This is a genomic window from Streptomyces sp. NPDC018263 (assembly GCF_055562575.1).
On sequence record NZ_JBVHFA010000001.1, the window covers coordinates 185,129 to 204,039 of the forward strand.

The 18,911-nt window shown below is 71.2% G+C and carries 21 protein-coding genes; 4 read left to right on the forward strand and 17 right to left on the reverse strand.

The window, feature by feature from the left end:
• Positions 1-11: 11 nt before the first annotated feature.
• The 3 genes from ACZ3HQ_RS00850 to ACZ3HQ_RS00860 are packed head-to-tail and all read right to left on the reverse strand — an operon-like array spanning position 12 to position 2,299.
• Positions 12-1,019 carry a methionine synthase gene (locus ACZ3HQ_RS00850; RefSeq protein ID WP_467506837.1) on the reverse strand — a complete coding sequence of 336 codons (1,008 nt, stop codon included), beginning with the start codon at positions 1,017-1,019 and terminating at the stop codon, positions 12-14.
• Between the two features lie 34 nt (positions 1,020-1,053).
• Positions 1,054-1,743 (reverse strand): SDR family oxidoreductase, encoded by a 690-nt coding sequence (locus ACZ3HQ_RS00855; protein WP_202459809.1) that lies wholly within the window; start codon positions 1,741-1,743, stop codon positions 1,054-1,056.
• A gap of 16 nt (positions 1,744-1,759) precedes the next feature.
• Positions 1,760-2,299 (reverse strand): LOG family protein, encoded by a 540-nt coding sequence (locus tag ACZ3HQ_RS00860; RefSeq protein WP_467506838.1) that lies wholly within the window; start codon positions 2,297-2,299, stop codon positions 1,760-1,762.
• A 51-nt stretch (positions 2,300-2,350) separates the two neighbouring features.
• Here ACZ3HQ_RS00860 and ACZ3HQ_RS00865 point away from each other — a divergent pair, with 51 nt between their 5' ends.
• Positions 2,351-2,674, forward strand: a complete 324-nt coding sequence (locus ACZ3HQ_RS00865; RefSeq protein ID WP_467506839.1) for a DUF427 domain-containing protein — start codon at positions 2,351-2,353, stop codon at positions 2,672-2,674.
• 61 nt (positions 2,675-2,735) lie between these two features.
• Complete coding sequence (locus ACZ3HQ_RS00870; protein WP_467507948.1) at positions 2,736-3,518, forward strand: alpha/beta fold hydrolase; 783 nt, start codon at positions 2,736-2,738, stop codon at positions 3,516-3,518.
• 13 nt (positions 3,519-3,531) lie between these two features.
• Here ACZ3HQ_RS00870 and mnmA read toward each other — a convergent pair whose 3' ends face one another.
• Entirely contained in the window at positions 3,532-4,656 is a 1,125-nt protein-coding gene (gene mnmA / locus ACZ3HQ_RS00875; RefSeq protein WP_467506840.1) for a tRNA 2-thiouridine(34) synthase MnmA, read from the reverse strand.
• A gap of 96 nt (positions 4,657-4,752) precedes the next feature.
• Between mnmA and ACZ3HQ_RS00880 the strand changes: the two genes are divergently transcribed.
• A complete protein-coding gene (locus ACZ3HQ_RS00880) occupies positions 4,753-5,412 on the forward strand; it encodes an N-acetylmuramoyl-L-alanine amidase (protein ID WP_467506842.1) in 660 nt (219 codons plus the stop codon).
• Here ACZ3HQ_RS00880 and ACZ3HQ_RS00885 read toward each other — a convergent pair.
• The 3 genes from ACZ3HQ_RS00885 to ACZ3HQ_RS00895 are packed head-to-tail and all read right to left on the reverse strand — an operon-like array spanning position 5,409 to position 7,114.
• Complete coding sequence (locus tag ACZ3HQ_RS00885) at positions 5,409-6,578, reverse strand: cysteine desulfurase family protein (protein ID WP_467506843.1); 1,170 nt, start codon at positions 6,576-6,578, stop codon at positions 5,409-5,411. The two genes, ACZ3HQ_RS00880 and ACZ3HQ_RS00885, sit on opposite strands and share 4 nt — an antisense overlap.
• A gap of 55 nt (positions 6,579-6,633) precedes the next feature.
• Positions 6,634-6,912, reverse strand: coding sequence for a DUF4190 domain-containing protein (locus ACZ3HQ_RS00890; protein ID WP_467506845.1), 279 nt, complete (start codon positions 6,910-6,912; stop codon positions 6,634-6,636).
• 37 nt (positions 6,913-6,949) lie between these two features.
• On the reverse strand, positions 6,950-7,114 hold the full coding sequence (locus tag ACZ3HQ_RS00895) for a hypothetical protein (protein ID WP_467506847.1): 165 nt from the start codon (positions 7,112-7,114) through the stop codon (positions 6,950-6,952).
• Between the two features lie 121 nt (positions 7,115-7,235).
• On the opposite strand from ACZ3HQ_RS00895, the gene ACZ3HQ_RS00900 reads away from it, so the two are divergent.
• Complete coding sequence (locus tag ACZ3HQ_RS00900; protein ID WP_467506848.1) at positions 7,236-7,883, forward strand: TetR family transcriptional regulator; 648 nt, start codon at positions 7,236-7,238, stop codon at positions 7,881-7,883.
• Between the two features lie 12 nt (positions 7,884-7,895).
• On the opposite strand, the gene ACZ3HQ_RS00905 is transcribed toward ACZ3HQ_RS00900, so the two are convergent.
• From ACZ3HQ_RS00905 to ACZ3HQ_RS00950, 10 genes are all read right to left on the reverse strand, one after another.
• Complete coding sequence (locus ACZ3HQ_RS00905) at positions 7,896-8,756, reverse strand: thioesterase family protein (protein WP_467506849.1); 861 nt, start codon at positions 8,754-8,756, stop codon at positions 7,896-7,898.
• Positions 8,757-8,840: 84 nt separating this feature from the next.
• Positions 8,841-9,500 (reverse strand): trimeric intracellular cation channel family protein, encoded by a 660-nt coding sequence (locus ACZ3HQ_RS00910; protein ID WP_467506850.1) that lies wholly within the window; start codon positions 9,498-9,500, stop codon positions 8,841-8,843.
• A gap of 84 nt (positions 9,501-9,584) precedes the next feature.
• Complete coding sequence (locus ACZ3HQ_RS00915) at positions 9,585-10,949, reverse strand: ABC transporter ATP-binding protein (RefSeq protein ID WP_467506852.1); 1,365 nt, start codon at positions 10,947-10,949, stop codon at positions 9,585-9,587.
• Complete coding sequence (locus ACZ3HQ_RS00920; protein WP_467506854.1) at positions 10,946-12,043, reverse strand: ABC transporter ATP-binding protein; 1,098 nt, start codon at positions 12,041-12,043, stop codon at positions 10,946-10,948. Before ACZ3HQ_RS00920 ends, ACZ3HQ_RS00915 begins: the two co-directional genes overlap by 4 nt.
• Complete coding sequence (locus ACZ3HQ_RS00925; RefSeq protein WP_467506855.1) at positions 12,040-13,038, reverse strand: ABC transporter permease; 999 nt, start codon at positions 13,036-13,038, stop codon at positions 12,040-12,042. The genes ACZ3HQ_RS00920 and ACZ3HQ_RS00925 overlap by 4 nt, the downstream gene beginning before the upstream one ends.
• A gap of 110 nt (positions 13,039-13,148) precedes the next feature.
• Positions 13,149-14,936 carry an ABC transporter substrate-binding protein gene (locus tag ACZ3HQ_RS00930; RefSeq protein ID WP_467506857.1) on the reverse strand — a complete coding sequence of 596 codons (1,788 nt, stop codon included), beginning with the start codon at positions 14,934-14,936 and terminating at the stop codon, positions 13,149-13,151.
• Between the two features lie 71 nt (positions 14,937-15,007).
• The gene (locus ACZ3HQ_RS00935) at positions 15,008-16,015 is read right to left on the reverse strand and encodes an ABC transporter permease (RefSeq protein WP_467506859.1); all 1,008 of its coding nucleotides are present in this window, start codon (positions 16,013-16,015) and stop codon (positions 15,008-15,010) included.
• A 500-nt stretch (positions 16,016-16,515) separates the two neighbouring features.
• On the reverse strand, positions 16,516-17,241 hold the full coding sequence (locus ACZ3HQ_RS00940) for an enhanced serine sensitivity protein SseB C-terminal domain-containing protein (protein WP_467507949.1): 726 nt from the start codon (positions 17,239-17,241) through the stop codon (positions 16,516-16,518).
• 120 nt (positions 17,242-17,361) lie between these two features.
• Positions 17,362-18,153, reverse strand: a complete 792-nt coding sequence (locus ACZ3HQ_RS00945) for an enhanced serine sensitivity protein SseB (RefSeq protein WP_467506861.1) — start codon at positions 18,151-18,153, stop codon at positions 17,362-17,364.
• A gap of 64 nt (positions 18,154-18,217) precedes the next feature.
• On the reverse strand, positions 18,218-18,883 hold the full coding sequence (locus ACZ3HQ_RS00950; protein WP_467506862.1) for an AAA family ATPase: 666 nt from the start codon (positions 18,881-18,883) through the stop codon (positions 18,218-18,220).
• Positions 18,884-18,911 lie beyond the last annotated feature (28 nt).

Sequence of the window (18,911 nt, forward strand, 5' to 3'; positions counted from 1 at the left end):
GTGTCCTCCCGTTACTCAGGGTTGTCCGCGAGGGATCTCGCCGCCCGGACGCAGTGGGCGAGCGCCTGGCGGGCATAGGCGGGGGAAGCACCCGCGAGACCGCACGTGGGCGTGACCGTGACTGCCTCCGCGAGCAGCCCCGGCCGCAGCCCCAGCCTGCGCCACAGCGTCCTGACACCCATGACGCTACCGGCAGGGTCTGACAATGCCCCGTCCGTCCCCGGCACGACACCGGCGAACAGCCGGGTGCCGCCCTCGACCGCTTCCCCGATCGCGTCGTCGTCACGCTCGGTGAGGAGGTCGAAGTCGAAGGAGACGGCGTCGGTGCCCGCGCGGCGCAGCAGCGCGAACGGCACGTCGGGGGCGCACGAGTGCACGACGGTGGGGCCCTCGCCGCTCGCGCCGAGCACCTCGCGCAGCCCCGACTCCACGACCTGCCGGTCCACGGCCCGGTGGGTCCGGTAGCCGCTGGCGGTGCGGATCTGGCCGCGCAGCACGGCGGTGAGGGAGGGCTCGTCGAGCTGGAGCACCACGCGGGCGCCGGGGATACGGCGGCGGACGTCGGCCAGGTGCAGGCGCAGGCCCTCGGCGAGCGAGGCGGTGAGGTCGCGGCAGGCGCCGGGATCGGACAGCACCGCCTCGCCGTTGCGCAGTTCCAGCGCGGCGGCGAGCGTCCACGGGCCGACCGCCTGCACCTTGACGTCGCCCTCGTAGCCCTGGGTGAACTCCTCCAGGGCGTCGAGGTCCTGGCGCAGCCACGCGTGCGCGCGCCGGGTGTCGCGGCCGGGCCGGTCGGACAGCCGCCAGCCGCTGGGCTCCACGCGCGCGTACAGCTCGACGAGCATGCCGGCGGTGCGGCCGATCATGTCGGCGCCGGGGCCGCGCGCGGGCAGCTCCGCGAGGTACGGGAAGTCCTCCAGGCTGCCGGTGACGGTCTTGGCGGCCTCGCGCGCGTCCCCGCCGGGCATCGAACCGACGCCGGTGGCCGCGGGGAAGGTGACCTGGGTGTTCTCACTCACCCCGGCAGGGTATGCCGTACGGCGGGCGGGCGCGTCAGCGGCCGGGGCGCACGGTCAGGTCGTTGATCTCGGCGTCCCTGGGCAGGTCCAGGGCGAGCAGGACGGTGTCCGCGACCGACTCGGGGTCGATGAACCGCGCGGGGTCGTACTCCTTGCCCTCCTGCTGGTGCACCTTGGCCTGCATGGGGCTGGCGGTGCGGCCGGGGTAGACGGAGCTGACGCGGACGCCGTTGCCGTGCTCCTCCTGGCGCAGCGAGTCCGCCAGCGCCTTCAGCCCGTGCTTGGAGGCGGCGTACGCGGACCAGCCGGCGTGGGCGTTGAGTCCGGCGCCGGAGTTGACGAAGAGGACCTGGCCGCGGGCGGTGCGGAGCTGGGGCAGGAAGTGCCGGGTCAGCTCGGCGGGCGCGATCAGGTTGACGTTGAGCTGGTGGCGCCAGGACTTGGGGGTGAGGTCCCCGACGTCGCCGAGGTCGACGACCCCGGCGATGTGCAGCAGCGAGTCCACGCGGTCCGGCAGCGACTGGTGGGAGAAGGCCCAGGACAGCTTGTCCGGGTCGGCGAGGTCGCCCACCAGGGTCGTGGCGCCGGGGAACTCGGCCGCCAGCTCCTTGGCGCGGCCCGCGTCGCGCGCGTGCAGCACGAGGTCGTCCCCGCGCGCGTGCAGTCGGCGGGCGACGGCGGCGCCGATGCCGGAACCGGCGCCGGTGATCACATGAGTAGCCATGCCCGCCATGGTCGCATCAGCCCGCGGCGAGGGACTCCTCCAGGTGGGCCAGGGCGGCGGCCGGCTCCGCGGCGAAGAACATCAGCTCCGACAGCGGGCGCGGCAGGAAGCCCTCGGCCTCCATGCGGCGGAACTGCTGCTCCAGGCCGTCGTAGAAGCCGGCGGTGTTGAGCAGCACCACGGGCTTGGCGGTGCGGCCGTGCTTCTTCAGCTCCAGGATCTCGGTGGCCTCGTCCAGGGTTCCGGTGCCGCCGACCATGATGACCACGGCGTCGGCCTTCTGAAGCAGCAGCCGCTTGCGCTCGGCGAGGTCGGCGGCGACCACCATCTCGTCGGCGCCGGGCCGCGCGACCGCCGACAGGAACTCCACGGAGACGCCCACGAGCCTGCCCCCGGCCTCCTGCACACCGTCGGCGACCACCTTCATCAGGCCGGAGTCCGAGCCGCCCCAGACGAGCGTGTGGCCGCCCTTGCCGATCAGTTCCCCGAACTCCCGCGCGGGGCGCGTGTAGCGCTCGTCGAGGTCGGCGGCGGACAGGAAGACGCAGATGTTCATGGAGCCCACGGTACGCGGGAACATCGGCGGCCCGGTGCGCGCTGTCCGGTTATGGCACATGGACACACGATCACCATCGAAGAGGGCGAGCAGCGCGTGCGCGTCGTGCACGACGGCCAGGTGCTCGCGGAGACCGACCGCCCCCTCGTGCTGCGCGAGACGGGCTGTCCGCCCCGGTACTACCTCCCCGCCGAGGACGTCCGGCTCGATCTGCTGACCCCGTCGGACACCCACACCGACTGCCCCTTCAAGGGCACGGCGTCCTACTGGTCGCTGCCGGACGCGCCCGACCTGGTGTGGGCGTATCCGGACCCGAAACCGGAGGTGGCGCGGATCAAGGACCACTACTGCTTCTACAGCCCCGAAGTGGCCTGAGCGCAGGGCGCGCCGTGTCGTGACCGGTGACTTCGGCACCCGTACGGCAGTCTCCACGGGCATGGACAAGAAGACGACTTCCGTCGACGGGACCCCTCTCGCGTACCGCGTGACCGGTGAGGGGCCCACGGTGATCCTGGTCAGCGGCGCGATGTCCACCGGGCTCACGCTCGCGCCGCTGGCGGCGGCGCTCGCGGACCGCTGCCGGGCCGTCGTCTACGACCGGCGCGGCCGGGGCGCGAGCGGCGACACGGCGCCCTACGCGGTCGAGCGCGAGGTGGAGGACCTGGCCGCCCTCGTCGCGGCCGTGGGCGGCGAGGCGGCGCTCTTCGGGCTGTCCTCGGGCGGCGCGCTGGTGCTGCTCGCGGCGGCGAGCGGCCTGCCGGTGGCCCGGGCGGCGGTCTACGAGGTGCCGTTCAACGACTTCCTGCCCGAGGGCCCGGAGCGGCAGATCGCGTACGCGGCGGCCCTGGACGTGGCGCTGGCGGCGGGCGACCGGGGCGGGGCGGCGGAGCTGTTCCTGCGGCTGACCGGCCTGGGCGAGGAGATGATCCAGCGGGCCCGGCAGTCCCCCCTGTGGCCGGGCCTGGAGCAGCTCGCGCCGAGCCTCGCCCACGACGCGGCCCTGATGGGCGACGGGCTGCTCCCGGCGGAGCTGCTGGCCCGCGTCCCCGTGCCGGTGCTGTCGGTGGCGGGCGGCCTGAGCCCGCGGTGGCTGCGGGCGGGCGCCCGGGCGGTCGCGGAGGCGGTGCCGGACGGCGCGTACGCGGTGCTGGAGGGGCAGACGCACGCGGTCGAGCCGGCGTTCCTCGCGCCGCCGCTGGCCGACTTCGTGACGGGCTGAGCCGGGCCGGGGATCAGATCGCGGCGGCCGTGGCCCGCCTGGTCGTGGCGATGGTCGCCGAGCCGACCACGCGCGTGCCGTCGTACAGCACGATCGCCTGGCCGGGGGCGACACCCCGGACGGGCTCGGTGAAGGTGACGCGCAGTTCGCCGTCCACCAGCTCGGCGTCGACCTCGGTCTCGCCGCCGTGGGCGCGGAGCTGGGCGGTGTAGGTGCCGGGGCCCTCGGGGGCGGTGCCGCACCAGCGGGGCTTGATCGCGGTGAGGGCGGTGACGTCCAGGGCGGCGGCCGGGCCGACGGTGACGGTGTTGGTGACCGGGGAGATGTCCAGGACGTAGCGCGGCTTGCCGTCGGGGGCGGGGGTGCCCAGGCGCAGGCCCTTGCGCTGGCCGATGGTGTAGCCGTAGGCGCCCTCGTGGGTGCCGAGGCGGTTGCCGTCCTCGTCCACGATGTCGCCCTCGGCCTTGCCGAGCCGGTCGGCGAGGAAGCCCTGGGTGTCGCCGTCGGCGATGAAGCAGATGTCGTGCGAGTCGGGCTTCTTGGCGACGGCCAGGCCGCGCCGCTCCGCCTCGGCGCGGATCTCGTCCTTGGTGGTGACGGTGTCCCCGAGCGGGAACAGGGCGTGCGCGAGCTGGCGGTCGTCCAGCACGCCGAGGACGTAGGACTGGTCCTTGGCCATGTCGGAGGCGCGGTGCAGCTCGCGGTTGCCGTCCTCGTCCACCAGCACCTTGGCGTAGTGGCCGGTGCAGACCGCGTCGAAGCCGAGCGCGAGCGCCTTGTCCAGCAGCGCGGCGAACTTGATCTTCTCGTTGCAGCGCAGGCAGGGGTTGGGGGTGCGGCCGGCCTCGTACTCGGCGACGAAGTCCTCGACCACGTCCTCGCGGAAGCGGTCGGCGAGGTCCCAGACGTAGAACGGGATGCCGATGACGTCGGCGGCGCGGCGGGCGTCGCGGGAGTCCTCGATGGTGCAGCAGCCCCGCGCGCCGGTCCGGAACGATTGCGGGTTGGCGGAGAGCGCGAGGTGGACACCGGTCACGTCGTGACCGGCTTCCGCGGCACGCGCGGCGGCGACGGCGGAGTCCACGCCACCGGACATGGCGGCGAGGACGCGGAGGGGGCGCGGCGAGGTCTCAGTCATAGCCCTTCCAGGGTACGGGGCGGCGGGAACCGGGAACGCCGGGTGTGCGTTGGTGATCAGGAGGGGTTCGGCGGAATCGGGGCGTACGGGGTGGAGATGGACGACGGGGATCGCAGACCGGGCCGGCGCGCGCTGCTGATCGGGGGTGCGGTGACCGCCGCGGGGGCGGCGGTGCTGGCCCACGACGAGCTGGCGCGGCTGTACTGGCGGCTGCCGGGGGTGGAGCGGAAGCGGGTGCCGGGCGCGGTGGACTTCGCGGGCGCCCGCTGGGTGGCGGCCTCGCCCGCCAACTACCGGCACGCGGACCGCCCGGACGACTATCCGGTGGACCGGGTGGTCGTCCATGTCACCCAGGGCGGGTACGCGTCGGCGGTGAAGGTGTTCCAGGACCCGGCGCATCAGGCGGCGGCGCACTACATCGTGCGGGCGGACGGCCGGGTGACCCAGCTCATCCGGGAGCTGGACGTGGCCTTCCACGCGGGCAACCGGTCCTTCAACGAGCGCAGTGTCGGCATCGAGCACGTCGGCTTCGTGGACGACCCGAAGTCCTTCACCGACGCGATGTACGCCTCCTCCGCCCGGCTGACGGCCGCCATATGCGCGCGGTACGGCATGCCGGTGGACCGCGAGCACGTCATCGGGCACGTCGAGGTGCCGGGCACGGACCACACGGACCCCGGCCCGCACTGGGACTGGGACCGCTACATACGGCTCGCGCGGAGGGCGCGTACCGCGCTCGGCAGGACCTCGGCCTAGACGAGTCCGGCCGCGCGGGCTCGTTCCACGGCGGGGCCGATGGACTTGGCGACGGCGTCCACGTCGTCCTGGGTCGAGGTGTGGCCCAGCGAGAAGCGCAGGGTGCCGCGCGCCAGGTCGGGGTCGGTGCCGGTGGCGAGCAGGACGTGGCTGGGCTGGGCGACGCCCGCGGTGCAGGCGGAGCCGGTGGAGCACTCGATGCCCTGGGCGTCCAGCAGCAGGAGCAGGGAGTCGCCCTCGCAGCCGGGGAAGGTGAAGTGCGCGTTGGCGGGCAGCCGGCCGCCGGGTGCCGGGTCGCCGCCGAGCAGGGCGTCGGGGACGGCGGCGTGTACGGCCTCCACCAGGCGGTCGCGCAGGGCGCCGATCTCGCGGGCGAACCACTCCTGCCGTTCGGCGGCGAGGCGTCCGGCGACCGCGAAGGAGGCGATGGCGGGCACGTCCAGCGTGCCGGAGCGGACATGGCGCTCCTGGCCGCCGCCGTGCAGCACGGGTACGGGGGTGTACTCGCGGCCGAGCAGCAGGGCGCCGATGCCGTAGGGGCCGCCGATCTTGTGGCCGGAGACGGTCATCGCGGCGAGCCCGGAGGCGGCGAAGTCGACCGGCACCTGACCGAACGCCTGCACCGCGTCGGCGTGCAGCGGAACCCCGAACTCGGCAGCCACGTCAGCCAGTTCGCGGACCGGCATCAGGGTGCCGATCTCGTTGTTGGCCCACATCACGGTGGCCAGCGCGACGTCGTCGGGGTTCCGGGCGATGGCCTCGCGCAGCGCCTCGGGGTGGACGCGGCCGTGCGCGTCGACGGGGAGGTACTCGACGGTGGCGCCCTCGTGCTCGCCCAGCCAGTGCACGGCGTCCAGCACCGCGTGATGCTCGACGGGGCTGGCCAGCACCCGGACCCGGTTCGGGTCGGCGGCGCGGCGGGACCAGTACAGACCCTTGACGGCGAGGTTGTCGGCCTCGGTGCCGCCGGAGGTGAGGACCACCTCGCTGGGGCGGGCGCCGAGGGCCTCGGCGAGGGTTTCGCGGGACTCCTCGACGGTGCGGCGGGCCCGGCGGCCGGAGGCGTGCAGGGAGGACGCGTTGCCGGTGACGCCGAGCCGGTCGGTCAGCTCCCGCGCGGCCTCGGGAAGCATCGGCGTGGTGGCCGCGTGGTCGAGGTAAGCCATGGTGACGCCGATTCTACGGGCCGCGCGGAGCCGCTTCCGGCCCCGCGCCGGTGGGTCACAGGCTCCAGGACACCGTGTCGGTGAACTGCATGGTGGCGAACAGGACCACGAGGTCGGCCACACCGAGCGCCAGGCCGAGGCAGGCGCGGCCCCGGCGGTTCGTGCCGCGCCACAGCGAGACACCCGCGAGGACGATGGCGACGGGGCCCAGGAAGAGGTTGAGGACGAGCAGTCCGAGCAGGCCGAGGATGAAGGACGCGACGGCCATGCCGTCGGCGTCGCGCGGGCGCGGCTTCGCCTCGACCTGACCGGTGGCAGGTGCGGTGAGATGCATGGTGCTCAGCTCCTGATGGTCGGTGCGGACGGGCGGGTCAGTGGCTGGGGGTGCGACGCCGGCCGTGGCGCTCACGGACGGCGAAGACGACGAGCCAGACACTGATGAAGGCGGCGACGGCGACGCTGACACCCACCGGTACGTGCGCCACGGTGCCGAGCGCGACACCGAGCAGCATGAGTGCGGCAACGAGGAACAGCATGGTTTCGAACCCCCCTCAGGGTCGTCTCGGTGAACAGTTGTAGTAACACTTGTTCACTGACACTGAGTCTAACCCTCCGCGCGGCTTTCCAATTCCAGAGAACAGTTGTTAACTGGATGACATGAGTCACACCCTCGGCATCCGGCAGGCACAGAAGCAGAAGACCCGTCAGGCGTTCCTGGACGCGGCCCTGGTGCTGCTGGAGGAGCAGAGCCTGAGCAGCCTGGGGCTGCGCGAGGTGACTCGTGCCGTGGGGGTGGCGCCGACCGCGTTCTACCGCCACTTCCGCTCCACCGCGGATCTCGGGGTGGCCCTGGTCGACGAGGCGCTGGGCAGCCTGCACCCGATGGTGGGCCCGACGGTGTCGGCGGCCAACGACTCGGAGGAACGCATCGGCCGCGCGGTCGAGTTGATCGACCAGCACGTACGGGCCTTCCCGGCGCACGTCCGCTTCATCGCCCGCGAACGGCACGGCGGGGTGCAGCCGGTGCGTGAGGCGATCCGGGACCAGCTCGCGCGCTTCACCGAGGAGGTGAAGGCCGAACTGGCCCTGGACCGCGAGTCGGAGGGCTGGGGGGACGACGACCTGACGATGCTCGCGCATCTCTACGTCGACCAGATGCTCATCACGGCCCAGCTCTTCCTGGAGGCGCTGGAGGCCCCGCAGGGCGAGTGGGAGCGGGTGACCCGGCTGGCCGTCCGGCAACTGCGCCTGATCACACTGGGCAGCAGGCACTGGATGGACCCGAAGACGCCCTCCGGGCCGTAGAAGCAGGCCGGTTCAGCCCAGGCGGACGCGGGCGAGCTGGCGGGACTGGGCGACCAGCCGGTCCTCGCTGTCCCAGACCTCGGCGTCCTCCTCCAGGAAGCCGCCGGCCAGATTGCGGGTGATGATGGACACCCGCAGCGGACCCGGCGCGGGCCGGTGCCGTACGTGCACGGTCAGTTCGACGGTCGGCACCCAGCCGGTGAGCCCGATCTCGAACGCGGTCGGCGGCAGCGCGTCCACCGCGAGCAGCAGCGAGAAGGGGTCCGCGTCCCGGCCGTCGGCCAGCCCGAACCAGGCCCGCATCTCCCCCTTGCCGGAGGGCGCGCCGACCGCCCAGCCGACCGTGGCCGGGTCCAGCTTGAGCATCAGCCGCTCGGTGATGGCCGAACTGCCGTCCACCGGCGCCGGACCGTCGGCGGGGCCGAGGCAGCGCTCCAGCGGCGGGATGGCGGGCGGCACGGCCGTCGTCCGCACGTCGTCGGGGAGCGCCGCGAGGTCGCCGTACGAGGCGAGGACGCGGATGCGCTCCACCTCGTTGCCGTCGGCGTCGTACTGGAAGAGCGACGCCTGGCCGGTGGAGAGGGTGCGGCCGGTGCGCACGGTCTCGGTGCGGATGACCGCGGGGCCGGGCTGGGAGGCCGTCAGGTAGTGCGCGGAGACGGTGAACGGGTCCGGATGCGGGAGGGTGTCCGCGAGGGCCCGGCCGAGCACGGCCAGCAGATAGCCGCCGTTGACGGCGCTGATGATGGTCCAGCCGGCCGAGAGGTCGATGTCGTAGACGCCGGGCGCGCGCCGGACGACCTCGGTGTCGCGGTCGAACTCGCTGTCGCCGATCACGGCTCGAGTGGCGGGGGCGGAGGCTGCTTCTGGCATGGGTGAACGGTACAACAGCCAATTACTAAGCGGTAGCTTTTTGCATTGCGACGACGTGAACAGCGGATCTCGCTCCTCCAGATCTCACTCCTCCATGACGGTGGAGCGCCGGTTCCAGGCGCGCGGCGCCCGCCAGTGGAACTTCATGGCGAGCAGCCGCAGGACGAACGCGGCCGTCGCCGCGAGCCCGCTGGTGACGGAGGTCAGCGCGTCGAAGCGGATGCACAGCACCACCGTCGTGGCGCCGACGATCGCGGGCACCGCGTACAGGTCGCGGTCCCAGCGCAGCAGCGAGGGCACCTCGTTGGCGAGCACGTCACGCAGCACACCGCCGCCGACGGCGGTGGCCAGGCCCAGGGTGGCGGAGGCGGTCAGACCGAGTCCGTGGCTGTACGCCTTGGTGGTGCCGGTGACGCAGAACAGGCCGAGTCCGGCCGCGTCGAAGACGAGCACCGCCGCCTGGATGCGTTCCACGTGCGGGTGGAGGAAGAAGACCACGACGGTGGCGAGCAGGGGGGTGACGAAGAACCCGAGGTCGGTGAAGGCGGCCGGGGGCACGGCCCCGATGATCAGGTCACGGAAGAGCCCCCCGCCCAGCGCGGTCACCTCGGCGAGTACGGCCATCCCGAAGACGTCGAAGTTCTTGCGGACGGCCAGCAGGGCGCCGGAGATGGCGAACACGAAGATGCCGATGACATCGAGCGTGTGCTGGACGGAGGGACTGAAGATCTGATCGAGCTGCACCCGCACATTCTGACCTGTCGCGGGGTGCGGGCCTTGCGAAGCAAGGCGGGAGCGGCGGCCGCCGGGTGAACGGCGGCCGCCGGCTCACTTCTCGTCGGCGTCCGGCGCGTCAGCCTTCTCGGTCTCGGCAGCCGGGTCGGCCTTCTCGACCTTGGCAGCGGTGTCGGCCTCGGCAGCCGTGTCGGTCTTCTCGACCTTGGCAGCCGTGTCGGTCTTCTCGACCTTCTCGGCCTTGGCCACCGCGGGCTTCTCCGGGGCGGCCTCCGGCTCCTTGGTGGCGGCGGTCTCCGCCACCTCCGCGGCGACGGCGGCCGACGTCTCCGCCGACTCCTCCAGCACCGCGTCCGGCACCAGCTCGGAGGCTTCCTTCGCCGCCGTCAGCAGAACGGTGTCCTGCGGGGCCTGGTCGGCGAAGTTCTCCGGGTGGTGACAGGCGACCCGCTGACCCGGCCGCAGCTCCAGGAGCTGGGGCTCGGTGGTCTTGCAGATCTCCGTCGCCTTCCAGCACCGGGTGTGGAACCGGCACCCGGAGGGCGGCGAGATCGGCGAGGGCACGTCACCGCGGAGCAGGATGCGCTCGCTCTTGGCACCCCGGCGCTTGGGGTCCGGCACCGGCACGGCCGACATCAGCGCCTTGGTGTACGGGTGCATCGGCGCCTCGTACAGCGAGGTGCGGTCGGCGATCTCCACCATCTTGCCGAGGTACATCACCGCGATCCGGTCCGACACGTGCCGGACGACCGAGAGGTCGTGCGCGATGATCACGTACGTCAGACCCAGTTCCTCCTGGAGGTCGTCCATGAGGTTGACGACCTGGGCCTGGATCGACACGTCCAGCGCGGACACCGGCTCGTCCGCCACGACCAGCTTCGGCTTCAGCGCGAGCGCGCGGGCGATACCGATGCGCTGGCGCTGGCCGCCGGAGAACTCGTGGGGGTAGCGGTTGTAGTGCTCGGGGTTGAGACCCACGACCGACAGCAGCCGCTGGACCTCCTTCTTGATGCCGCCCTCGGGCTCGACACCCTGGAGCCGGAAGGGGGCCCCGATGATGGTGCCGATGGTGTGCCGGGGGTTGAGCGAGGAGTACGGGTCCTGGAAGACCATCTGCACGTCGCGGCGCATCGGGCGCATGCCCGAGACCCCGAGGTGGGTGATGTCCTTGCCCTCGAACTCGATGGTGCCGGCGGTCGGCTCGTCCAGCCGGGTGATCAGCCGGCCCATCGTGGACTTGCCGCAGCCCGACTCGCCCACGATGCCGAGGGTTTCACCGGCACGCACCTCGAAGTCGATGCCGTCGACCGCGTGCACCGCGCCGACCTGGCGCTGGAGCAGCCCCTTCCTGATGGGGAAGTGCCGCTTCAGGCCGCGGACCTTCAGCAGGATCTCGCCGTCCGCGCTGTCGGCGGGTTCGGCCTGCGCGGGGATCGTCACTGCCTTCTCGTCGCTCACAGCTTCGGCGCAATCTCTTCGGTCCAGATCCGCTCCCGCTGCTCCGTGCTCATGTGGCAGGCGGCCCAGTGCGTGCTGCCGACCTCGGTCAGCTCGGGGCGGACCGTGCGGGTCACGTTGTCCTTGGGGAGGTCGGCGTACGGGCAGCGCGGGTTGAAGGCGCAGCCGGACGGGATGTTGATCAGAGAGGGCGGGGAGCCCTTCACCGGGATCAGGCGGTCCTGCTGCTCGCGGTCGAGCCGCGGCATCGATCCGAGCAGACCCCAGGTGTAGGGGTGCCGGGGCTCGTAGAACACCTTCTCCGCCGGGCCCCGCTCGACACAGCGGCCGCCGTACATCACCAGGATGTCGTCGGCGAGTTCGGCGACGACGCCCAGGTCGTGGGTGATGACGATGACCGCGGAGCCGAACTCCTTCTGGAGGTCGCGGATGAGGTCGAGGATCTGCGCCTGGACGGTCACGTCCAGGGCGGTCGTCGGCTCGTCGGCGATGAGCAGCTCGGGGTTGTTCACCAGCGACATGGCGATCATGGCGCGCTGGCGCATACCGCCGGAGAACTCGTGCGGGTAGCTGTCCACCCGCTTGTCCGGCTGCGGGATGCCCACCCGGTCGAGCATCTCGATCGCACGCTTGCGGGCGGTCTTCTTGTCGACCTTGTGGTGGATGCGGTACGCCTCCACGATCTGCTGGCCGATCGTGTAGTACGGGTGCAGCGCGGACAGCGGGTCCTGGAAGATCATCGCCATCTCGCGGCCGCGCATCCGGCGCACCTGGTCGGGGTCGGCCGACAGCAGCTCGGTGCCGTTCAGCCAGATCTCGCCGGAGATGCGGGCCTTCTGCTTGCCGTACTGGCCGGCCGTGTGCAGACCCATGATGCCGAGCGAGGTGACCGACTTGCCGGAGCCGGACTCGCCCACGATGCCGAGGGTCTTGCCCTTCTCCAGCGTGAAGGTCAGGCCGTCGACGGACTTGACCAGGCCGTCGTCGGTCGGGAAGTGCACCTTCAGGTCGCGCACGTCCAGGAACGCCTTGGCGGCGGCCTTGGGGTCGGTGGGCTCGCCCACCGCGGCTCCGGTCTTGCTGAGTTCGGTCATGAGAGCCTCACGCGCGGGTCGATCACGGCGTACAGGATGTCCACCAGGAGGTTGGCTATCAGCACCGCCACCGACGTGATCAGGGTGACGCCCAGGATGACGGGCAGGTCCTGATTCTTGATGGCGTTGAGGACGGCCTGGCCGAGGCCGGGCAGGCTGAACGTCGTCTCGGTCAGGATCGCGCCGCCGATGAGGGCGCCGAGGTCCATGCCGAGCATGGTCAGGATGGGGGTCATCGTGGAGCGCATGGCGTGCTTGCCGATGACCGTCTGCTCCTTGAGGCCCTTGGCGCGCGCGGTGCGGATGTAGTCCTCGCCGAGGATCTCCAGCATGGTGGCGCGGGTGATCCGGGCGTACATCGCCGCGTACAGGAAGGCCAGGGTGATCCAGGGCAGGATCATGCCGCCGAACCAGCCGCCGATGCCGTCCTCCAGGGGGACGTACTGGGCGTCGATCAGCCCGAGTCCGTAGGAGAAGATCGCCAGCGAGAGCAGGCCGGTGAAGTAGATGGGGAGCGAGACGCCGCCCAGTGCGACCACCATCGCGGTGCGGTCCCACAGGGTGCCCCGCTTGAGCGCGGAGAGGACACCCGCCGCGACACCGAAGACCAGCCACAGGATTGCCGCACCGAGTGCGAGGGACAACGTGACCGGGAAACGGTCCGTCAGCACCGGCCAGATGGCCTGTTCGCTGCGGAACGAGTAACCGAAGCACGGCGCAGCACAGTGGGTGACGTCGCCGCCGGCCGCGTACGTGCGGCCCACGAAGATGCCCTTGAAGAACTCCCACACCTGCTGGATGATCGGGTCGCTCAGACCGAGCTTCTCCCGGATCGCCTCGACTGCCGCGGGGTCGGCCTGCTTGCCCACGAAACTCGTGGCGACGTCGACCCCCGCCCACTTGGGGACGAGGAAGAAGATGCCGAAGACCACCATGACGATGACCACGAGCATCACTGCGGCGGCGAAGAGCCGCCTGATGAGGTAAGCGAGCACAGCTTACGGCCCGCCGCGGACCGTGAGCCGCCGGAGATCATCCGGCGGCTCACGGTCTCGCCGCGCCGGCCTTCACCTGCCTTTCGTGCCGTTCGGCGGGTGTGCCGGGGTTACTTCGAGGACTTCAGACCGAGGTTGACGAAGTCGTACATGCCGCTGTAGCCGTTCGACGTGTAGATGTTCGCGACGCGGTCCGAGCGCCAGTTGATGAACTTCTCGAAGACGAAGGGCAGGTAGTAACCGCCCTCCATCACCTTGTGGTTGATCTCAGTGGCGATCTTGGTCTTGCCGGCGTCGTCCAGCGTCTTCACGTACTGGTCGAAGAGGCCGTCGATCTTCTTGTCCTTGATGAGGGCGTAGTTGTTGTTGCCGCTCTCGAGGATGTACTTGCTGTTCCACAGCGGGAGGCCGTAGCCCTGCACGGACGGGAAGTCCGGGCCCCAGCCCATGATGATGATGCCGTAGTTCTTCTTCTTGACGTTCGACGGGCTGCCGATGATGCCGGCGGTCTGCGCACCGTCGTACTGGTCGATCTGGGCGGTGATGCCGATCTTCTTCAGCGCCGCCTGCATCGACTGGGCGGTGGCCACCTCGACGGGCTTGTTGTTGCGCACCGCGATGGTGGTGCTGAAGCCGTTCGGCTTGCCGCAGGCCTTCAGCTCCTCCTTGGCCTTGGCGACGTTGCCGGTCTTGTTGGCACCGGCGATCTCGTACGGGTCGTACTTCTGGCCCTCGGCGCCGGGGACGGACGGCGGGAGCATGTTGGTGCCGATGTCGCCGCCGGCGACCGGGCCGCCACGGGCGGTCTGGAGCGAGACGTGGTCGGCACCGTAGATCACGGCCTTGCGGCAGTGCTCGTTGTCGAACGGCTTCACGCTCTGCGGGAAGGTGGCGTAACGGACGTAGCCGGAGACCGGGTTGTCCAGGTTGCCCTTGTGCTTCTTCAGGGCGACCGTACGGCCCTGCGGCGACATGCCGGTCTGGTTGAGGTCGATGTCCAGGTCGCCGTTGATCAGGCGCTGGTCCAGGTCGTTGGCGTTGGAGAAGAACTTGACGGTGATCGCGTCCGGGTACGCCTTGCGGACGGGGTCCGAGGACGCCTTCCAGTTCTCGTTACGGACCAGCTTGAGGTCCTTGCCGGGGGCGTAGGAGGCGAACTTGTACGGGCCCGAGGAGAACGGGTGCAGACCGTACTTGGACTTGGTGTCCTTGTCCTGGCGGACCGGGGAACCCGAGGTCAGCGCCAGCATCTCCTCGAAGTCCGAGTTGGCCTGCGGGAGGTGGAAGACGATGGTCTTGTCGTCCGGGGTCTCGATGGCCTTCAGGCCCAGGTGGTCCTTGGCCTTGTCCTTGTAGGGGCCCTTGTACTCACCCTTGGGGTCCAGGACCTCCTTCAGGTAGGTCGGACCGCCGGACAGCACGTCCTGCGCCCACACGCGCTCGATGCCGTACTTGACGTCCTTGGAGGTGATCGGCTTGCCGTCCTCCCACGTCACGCCGTCACGCAGGGTGTACGTGTAGGTCTTGCCGTCGTCGGTCACCTTGGCGGTCGCGGTGGCGAGGTCCGGGGTGATCTCGGCGCCCTTGGCACCCGGCTCGGTCTTGTTGGTGACGAGCTGGCGGCTGTAGTAGCGGGAGAAGTTCCACATGAAGCCGTAGTAGCCACGCGTGGTGTCCCACGAGTCGGCGTCCTGGGCGGACCCGAAGCGCAGGGTGCCGCCCTTCTTGGCCTCGGACGCCTGGGCGACCTTGTTGTTCGCCGCGTCGAAGCCGGCGGCACCGTTCTTCGAACCGCCGTCGTCGCCGCCGCCGCACGCGGCCGTGGTCAGCAGGGCGGCGACCACGGCGGCAGCGGCCGCGGTCCGCTTGGCCCGCCCTGAGGTGCGCTGGGTAGTCACGATCTCGGTTCCTCCGCAATTGATGAGAGACCCCGTGCTGGTTCCACGGGTCGCTTGGGGGTACGGCATGGTCAGCGGGAAGCCTTGGGGTCCAGGGCATCCCGGACGCCGTCGCCGAACAGGTTGAAGGCAAGAACGGTGATGAAGATCGCCACACCGGGGACCACCATGTACATGGGGTCCGAGTCGTAGTAGTCGATCGCGTTCGAGAGCATCTGCCCCCAGGAGGCGGTGGGCGGCTTGACGCCCACGCCCAGGAAGCTCAGGGCCGCCTCGGTGAGGATGTTGGTCGGGATCATCATCGTGGAGTAGACGATGATCGGCGCGACCAGGTTGGGCAGCAGCTCCTTGAACAGGATGTAGAACCGTCCGGCGCCCAGCGAGCGGGCCGCGTCGACGTACTCGCGCTCACGCAGCGAGAGGGTCTGACCGCGCACCACGCGGCCGATGTAGGGCCAGCCGAAGAAGCCGATGACCAGGATCATCACGAAGACGCGCACGGCCGAGCCGCTCAGTCCCAGCATGCTGTTGGGCATCACGGAGACGAGCGCGATGATGAACAGAAGCTGCGGGAAGGCGAGCAGACCGTCCATCACCCGGCTGATCAGCGAGTCGACCCAGCCCCCGAAGAACCCGGCGAGGATGCCGAGCACGGTGCCGAGGGCGACGGCCACCACGGCCGACAGGAAGCCGACCAGGAGCGAGATCTGCGCGCCGTAGAGGATGCGGGCCATGATGTCGCGGCCGTTGACCGGCTCGACGCCCAGCAGGTGATCGCCGCTCATGCCGCCCAGGGAGCCCTTGGGGGTGCCGAACAGCGGGTCGATCAGGTTCTCGTGGTACGCGTCCGGGTCCTGCCCGAGCAGCGAGGTCAGCACGGGCGCCAGCAGGGCGATCACGATGAGCAGGACGACCACGGTGCCGCCGGCCAGGGCGAGCTTGTCCCGCTTCAGCCGCTCCCAGGCGATGCGCCCCAGCGAACGTCCCTGGACGTCCTTCGCCTTGGCGCCCGCGACCTCCGCTTCCTCGTGCGCGTTCGGGGCCGCGTCAGCGGTCGGCTCGTGCAATGGTGCCGTCATTCTGACAGGGACCCCTCTCAACCGGCCTGAGCCGGCCCACACTTGCCGCGCGAGCGGCTTCGAAGACTGTCGTACACAGGGGCGAACACCCCTGGACCGGGAGTCTTCAACGGCTGGGCGATCCGTTTCCAGACTTGACGATGAATGGATGCCTAAACGTGATGCAAGCTGGCACGTTCCGATATCCGAACGACGGGTAACAGCGGTAGGACACAGGTGAATTCGGGACGACATGAGCAAAGACCGTCATTCACCGCCATGTGCGTGTGAACACGTCCTAATGGCAGGGGAGTTCACACCGCCGCAACACCGGACCTCCACGTGATCTACCCGGAACAGGGCGTGACGAACACTCAGTTCACACAGATGTTCCGGATCGCCGGCGCGCCCCTCCGCCGCCGGCGGGTGGGCATGCGGAAATGCCGGAGGGCCCCCGTGAAATTCGGGATTCCGGAACGCGGAATTACCAGGAAAAGGCAAAGAGCGGAAAGGAAAGGGCGCTAGTACGCCCCGCCCACCGGCGCCACGGCCCCGTGGGCCTCGCGGTCGTAGAACGGGCGGGCGTTGGCGCGCATCCAGAGGACGACGGGGTCGAAGTCGTCGGTCATGGCGACCGTGGAGACCGGCAGGCCCTCGGGGACCGCGCCGACCGACTGCTGCATCATCGCGCGGACGGAGTCCACCGCGGCCGGGGTCGACTCGTACACGTCGAGGCCGAGGGCGAGGTAGGGGGCGCCCAGGGCGGGCTGGACCCAGGCGCGGCGCAGGGAGCGCAGGGCAGGGGTGCGGTGGGCGTTCTGCGCGAGCAGGGCGTAGAACTGCGCCACCTCGATGGCGGGTTCGGTCAGCCGCAGCGGCCCGGCGGGCTGGCGGTCCAGGCCGGTGGCGATGCGGCGCAGGTCCAGCCAGGGGATGCCGACGCCGCCGCCGGGGGCGTGCGGGTTGAGCCAGAGGCCGTAGCGCTCCGGGTAGAGGGTGCGGGCGACGTCGAGGCTGTCGACCACCTCGTAGGACCGGCTCCAGCCGCTGGCGGAGAGTTCCTGGGCGGAGGTCACGCAGGGGGCGTAACCGAAGCCGTCGACCTCCATGTTCCCGTACTGCGCGTCCGGGGAGCCGGACTGGCCCTGCCACAGGAGCATCCAGATCTGGCCGGACGAAGGGGCGGCGAGGGCGCGGAGCAGTGCCTCGTAGGCGTCGTAGCGTCCGGGAGTGACCTGGCGCAGCATGTGCTCGACGCTGCCGCTTGGGCTCGCGCTCACCTGTCCTACCGCCCCTTCATTGCAAGTTCCCCACGTGTGGGGACAGCTTAAGCGCCGACCGGCGCGGGCCCCGCGAGCCCTGATGCCTCAGTTGCCGAACTGGTAGAAGGGGCGCACGTTCGTCCTCAGCCAGTCGGCCACCGGGTCCTGGGTGGCGTCCAGAAGGACCAGGTTGACGGGCCAGGGGGCCGGGGCGCGGCCGAGGGCCTTGCCGAGGGCGTCCAGCGGGAGGGCCCGTGCGTCGCCCTCGAGGTGGGCGAGTTCGACGCCGACGAAGAGCACCGGGTCGGCCGTCTCGATGACGGCGAGGCAGCGCCGGGCGCTGACGACCACACCGGTCGCGGCGAACTCGGCGGAGGCGGCGGCGAGGAAGTCCACCGGGTCCTCCTGCCAGTCGGGCTCGAAGAGCCGCACCCGGCCCCCGGAGGCCGGACCGTCCAGCGGGCTTCTCCCGGCCCGGCACAGCGCGGCCACCGCGTCGGGCGGCAGCGGGAGTCCGACCACGCCGCCGGGGTTGATGACGATGCCCGCCTGCGGCGGCAGGCCGCGCGCGAACTCCACGGCGGGGGCCACCGTGTGCGAGAGGTGTCCGCCGGGCGACTGCCGGAACTGCTCCTCGGAGCTGAACACCGGGACGTACACCTGGCCGTCGATGTCGACGGTGGGCAGGTCGAGCGGGCCGCTGTGCGGGCCGCCGCCGTTGGGCAGGGGTATCCAGACGAAGGAGCGGGCCAGCACCTCGATGACGCGGGCGCCGGCCGCGGGTATGCCGAGGGAGGCCGAGAGGACCTCCTCCAGTTCGTTGCCGGGCCAACCGCCGTGCGGGTGGGGGTGTGCCTGTGCCGGGAAGTCCGCGGGAAGGTCCGCCGGGAAGTCCATGTGCCTACCGCCTGCTGGGAGTCATGCTGTGGTGCAGAAGGCTATCCGGTACGGGTGCGGGCGCTCACTCGGCGAACTCGATCCGCGTGAGGCCGTCCGCCGAGGCGCGGTCCAGCAGGACGACCGAGCCGCAGCCGGCCGGGCTCTCGCCGCGCTCCACGGCGTCCAGCAGGCGGGCGGTGGTGCCGCGGTGACGGCGGAAGGCGTACCGGGAGACGCCCCGGCCGCGCTCGCGCTGGCCGCGCCGGGCGGTGTCCGCGGGCACGTCGAGCAGGATCAGGTGCAGGGTGCCGCCTCTGCGGCGCGCCTCGCGGGCGAGCCAGGCGCGCACCCAGGACTGGGTGCCGCAGTCGTGCACGACGACGCCCTCGCCGGAGGCCAGCGCGCGGCGCAGCCCGGCGTAGTGGGCCAGGCGGACCAGCGGGCGGTAGAGCGCGTAGGGCAGCGCGGCGGGCAGGCGGGCGGCCCAGCGGTCGCGGGCGTCCTGGGAGTCGACGCGGCGGCCGGGGACCGTACGGCGCATCAGGGTGGACTTGCCGCTGCCGGGCAGCCCGGTGACGACGGCGAGGTCGCCCGGGCCGAAGCGGAGGGTGCGGGGGCCGCCGCCGGGGCGGTCGCGCAGGTCGCGGACGAGGGGTGCGGGGCGCTCCGCCTGCCCCCGGGCGCCCGCGCAGGGCCGCTGCCGCACCGGGATGCCGGTGGTCGTGGCGTACACCGTGGTCCTGTTCACCGTGATCGTCCCTCCCCAGTGGGCCTGG

What these genes read in the sequence shown, in the direction of transcription:
- ACZ3HQ_RS00855 (WP_202459809.1), bottom strand. Translation starts at nt 1,743, where the DNA reads ATGGCTACTCATGTGATCACCGGCGCCGGTTCCGGCATCGGCGCCGCC.
- ACZ3HQ_RS00860 (WP_467506838.1), bottom strand. Translation starts at nt 2,299, where the DNA reads ATGAACATCTGCGTCTTCCTGTCCGCCGCCGACCTCGACGAGCGCTAC.
- ACZ3HQ_RS00865 (WP_467506839.1), top strand. Translation starts at nt 2,351, where the DNA reads ATGGCACATGGACACACGATCACCATCGAAGAGGGCGAGCAGCGCGTG.
- ACZ3HQ_RS00870 (WP_467507948.1), top strand. Translation starts at nt 2,736, where the DNA reads ATGGACAAGAAGACGACTTCCGTCGACGGGACCCCTCTCGCGTACCGC.
- mnmA (WP_467506840.1), bottom strand. Translation starts at nt 4,656, where the DNA reads ATGACTGAGACCTCGCCGCGCCCCCTCCGCGTCCTCGCCGCCATGTCC.
- ACZ3HQ_RS00880 (WP_467506842.1), top strand. Translation starts at nt 4,753, where the DNA reads ATGGACGACGGGGATCGCAGACCGGGCCGGCGCGCGCTGCTGATCGGG.
- ACZ3HQ_RS00885 (WP_467506843.1), bottom strand. Translation starts at nt 6,578, where the DNA reads ATGGCTTACCTCGACCACGCGGCCACCACGCCGATGCTTCCCGAGGCC.
- ACZ3HQ_RS00890 (WP_467506845.1), bottom strand. Translation starts at nt 6,912, where the DNA reads ATGCATCTCACCGCACCTGCCACCGGTCAGGTCGAGGCGAAGCCGCGC.
- ACZ3HQ_RS00895 (WP_467506847.1), bottom strand. Translation starts at nt 7,114, where the DNA reads ATGCTGTTCCTCGTTGCCGCACTCATGCTGCTCGGTGTCGCGCTCGGC.
- ACZ3HQ_RS00900 (WP_467506848.1), top strand. Translation starts at nt 7,236, where the DNA reads ATGAGTCACACCCTCGGCATCCGGCAGGCACAGAAGCAGAAGACCCGT.
- ACZ3HQ_RS00905 (WP_467506849.1), bottom strand. Translation starts at nt 8,756, where the DNA reads ATGCCAGAAGCAGCCTCCGCCCCCGCCACTCGAGCCGTGATCGGCGAC.
- ACZ3HQ_RS00920 (WP_467506854.1), bottom strand. Translation starts at nt 12,043, where the DNA reads ATGACCGAACTCAGCAAGACCGGAGCCGCGGTGGGCGAGCCCACCGAC.
- ACZ3HQ_RS00935 (WP_467506859.1), bottom strand. Translation starts at nt 16,015, where the DNA reads ATGACGGCACCATTGCACGAGCCGACCGCTGACGCGGCCCCGAACGCG.
- ACZ3HQ_RS00940 (WP_467507949.1), bottom strand. Translation starts at nt 17,241, where the DNA reads ATGCTGCGCCAGGTCACTCCCGGACGCTACGACGCCTACGAGGCACTG.
- ACZ3HQ_RS00945 (WP_467506861.1), bottom strand. Translation starts at nt 18,153, where the DNA reads ATGGACTTCCCGGCGGACCTTCCCGCGGACTTCCCGGCACAGGCACAC.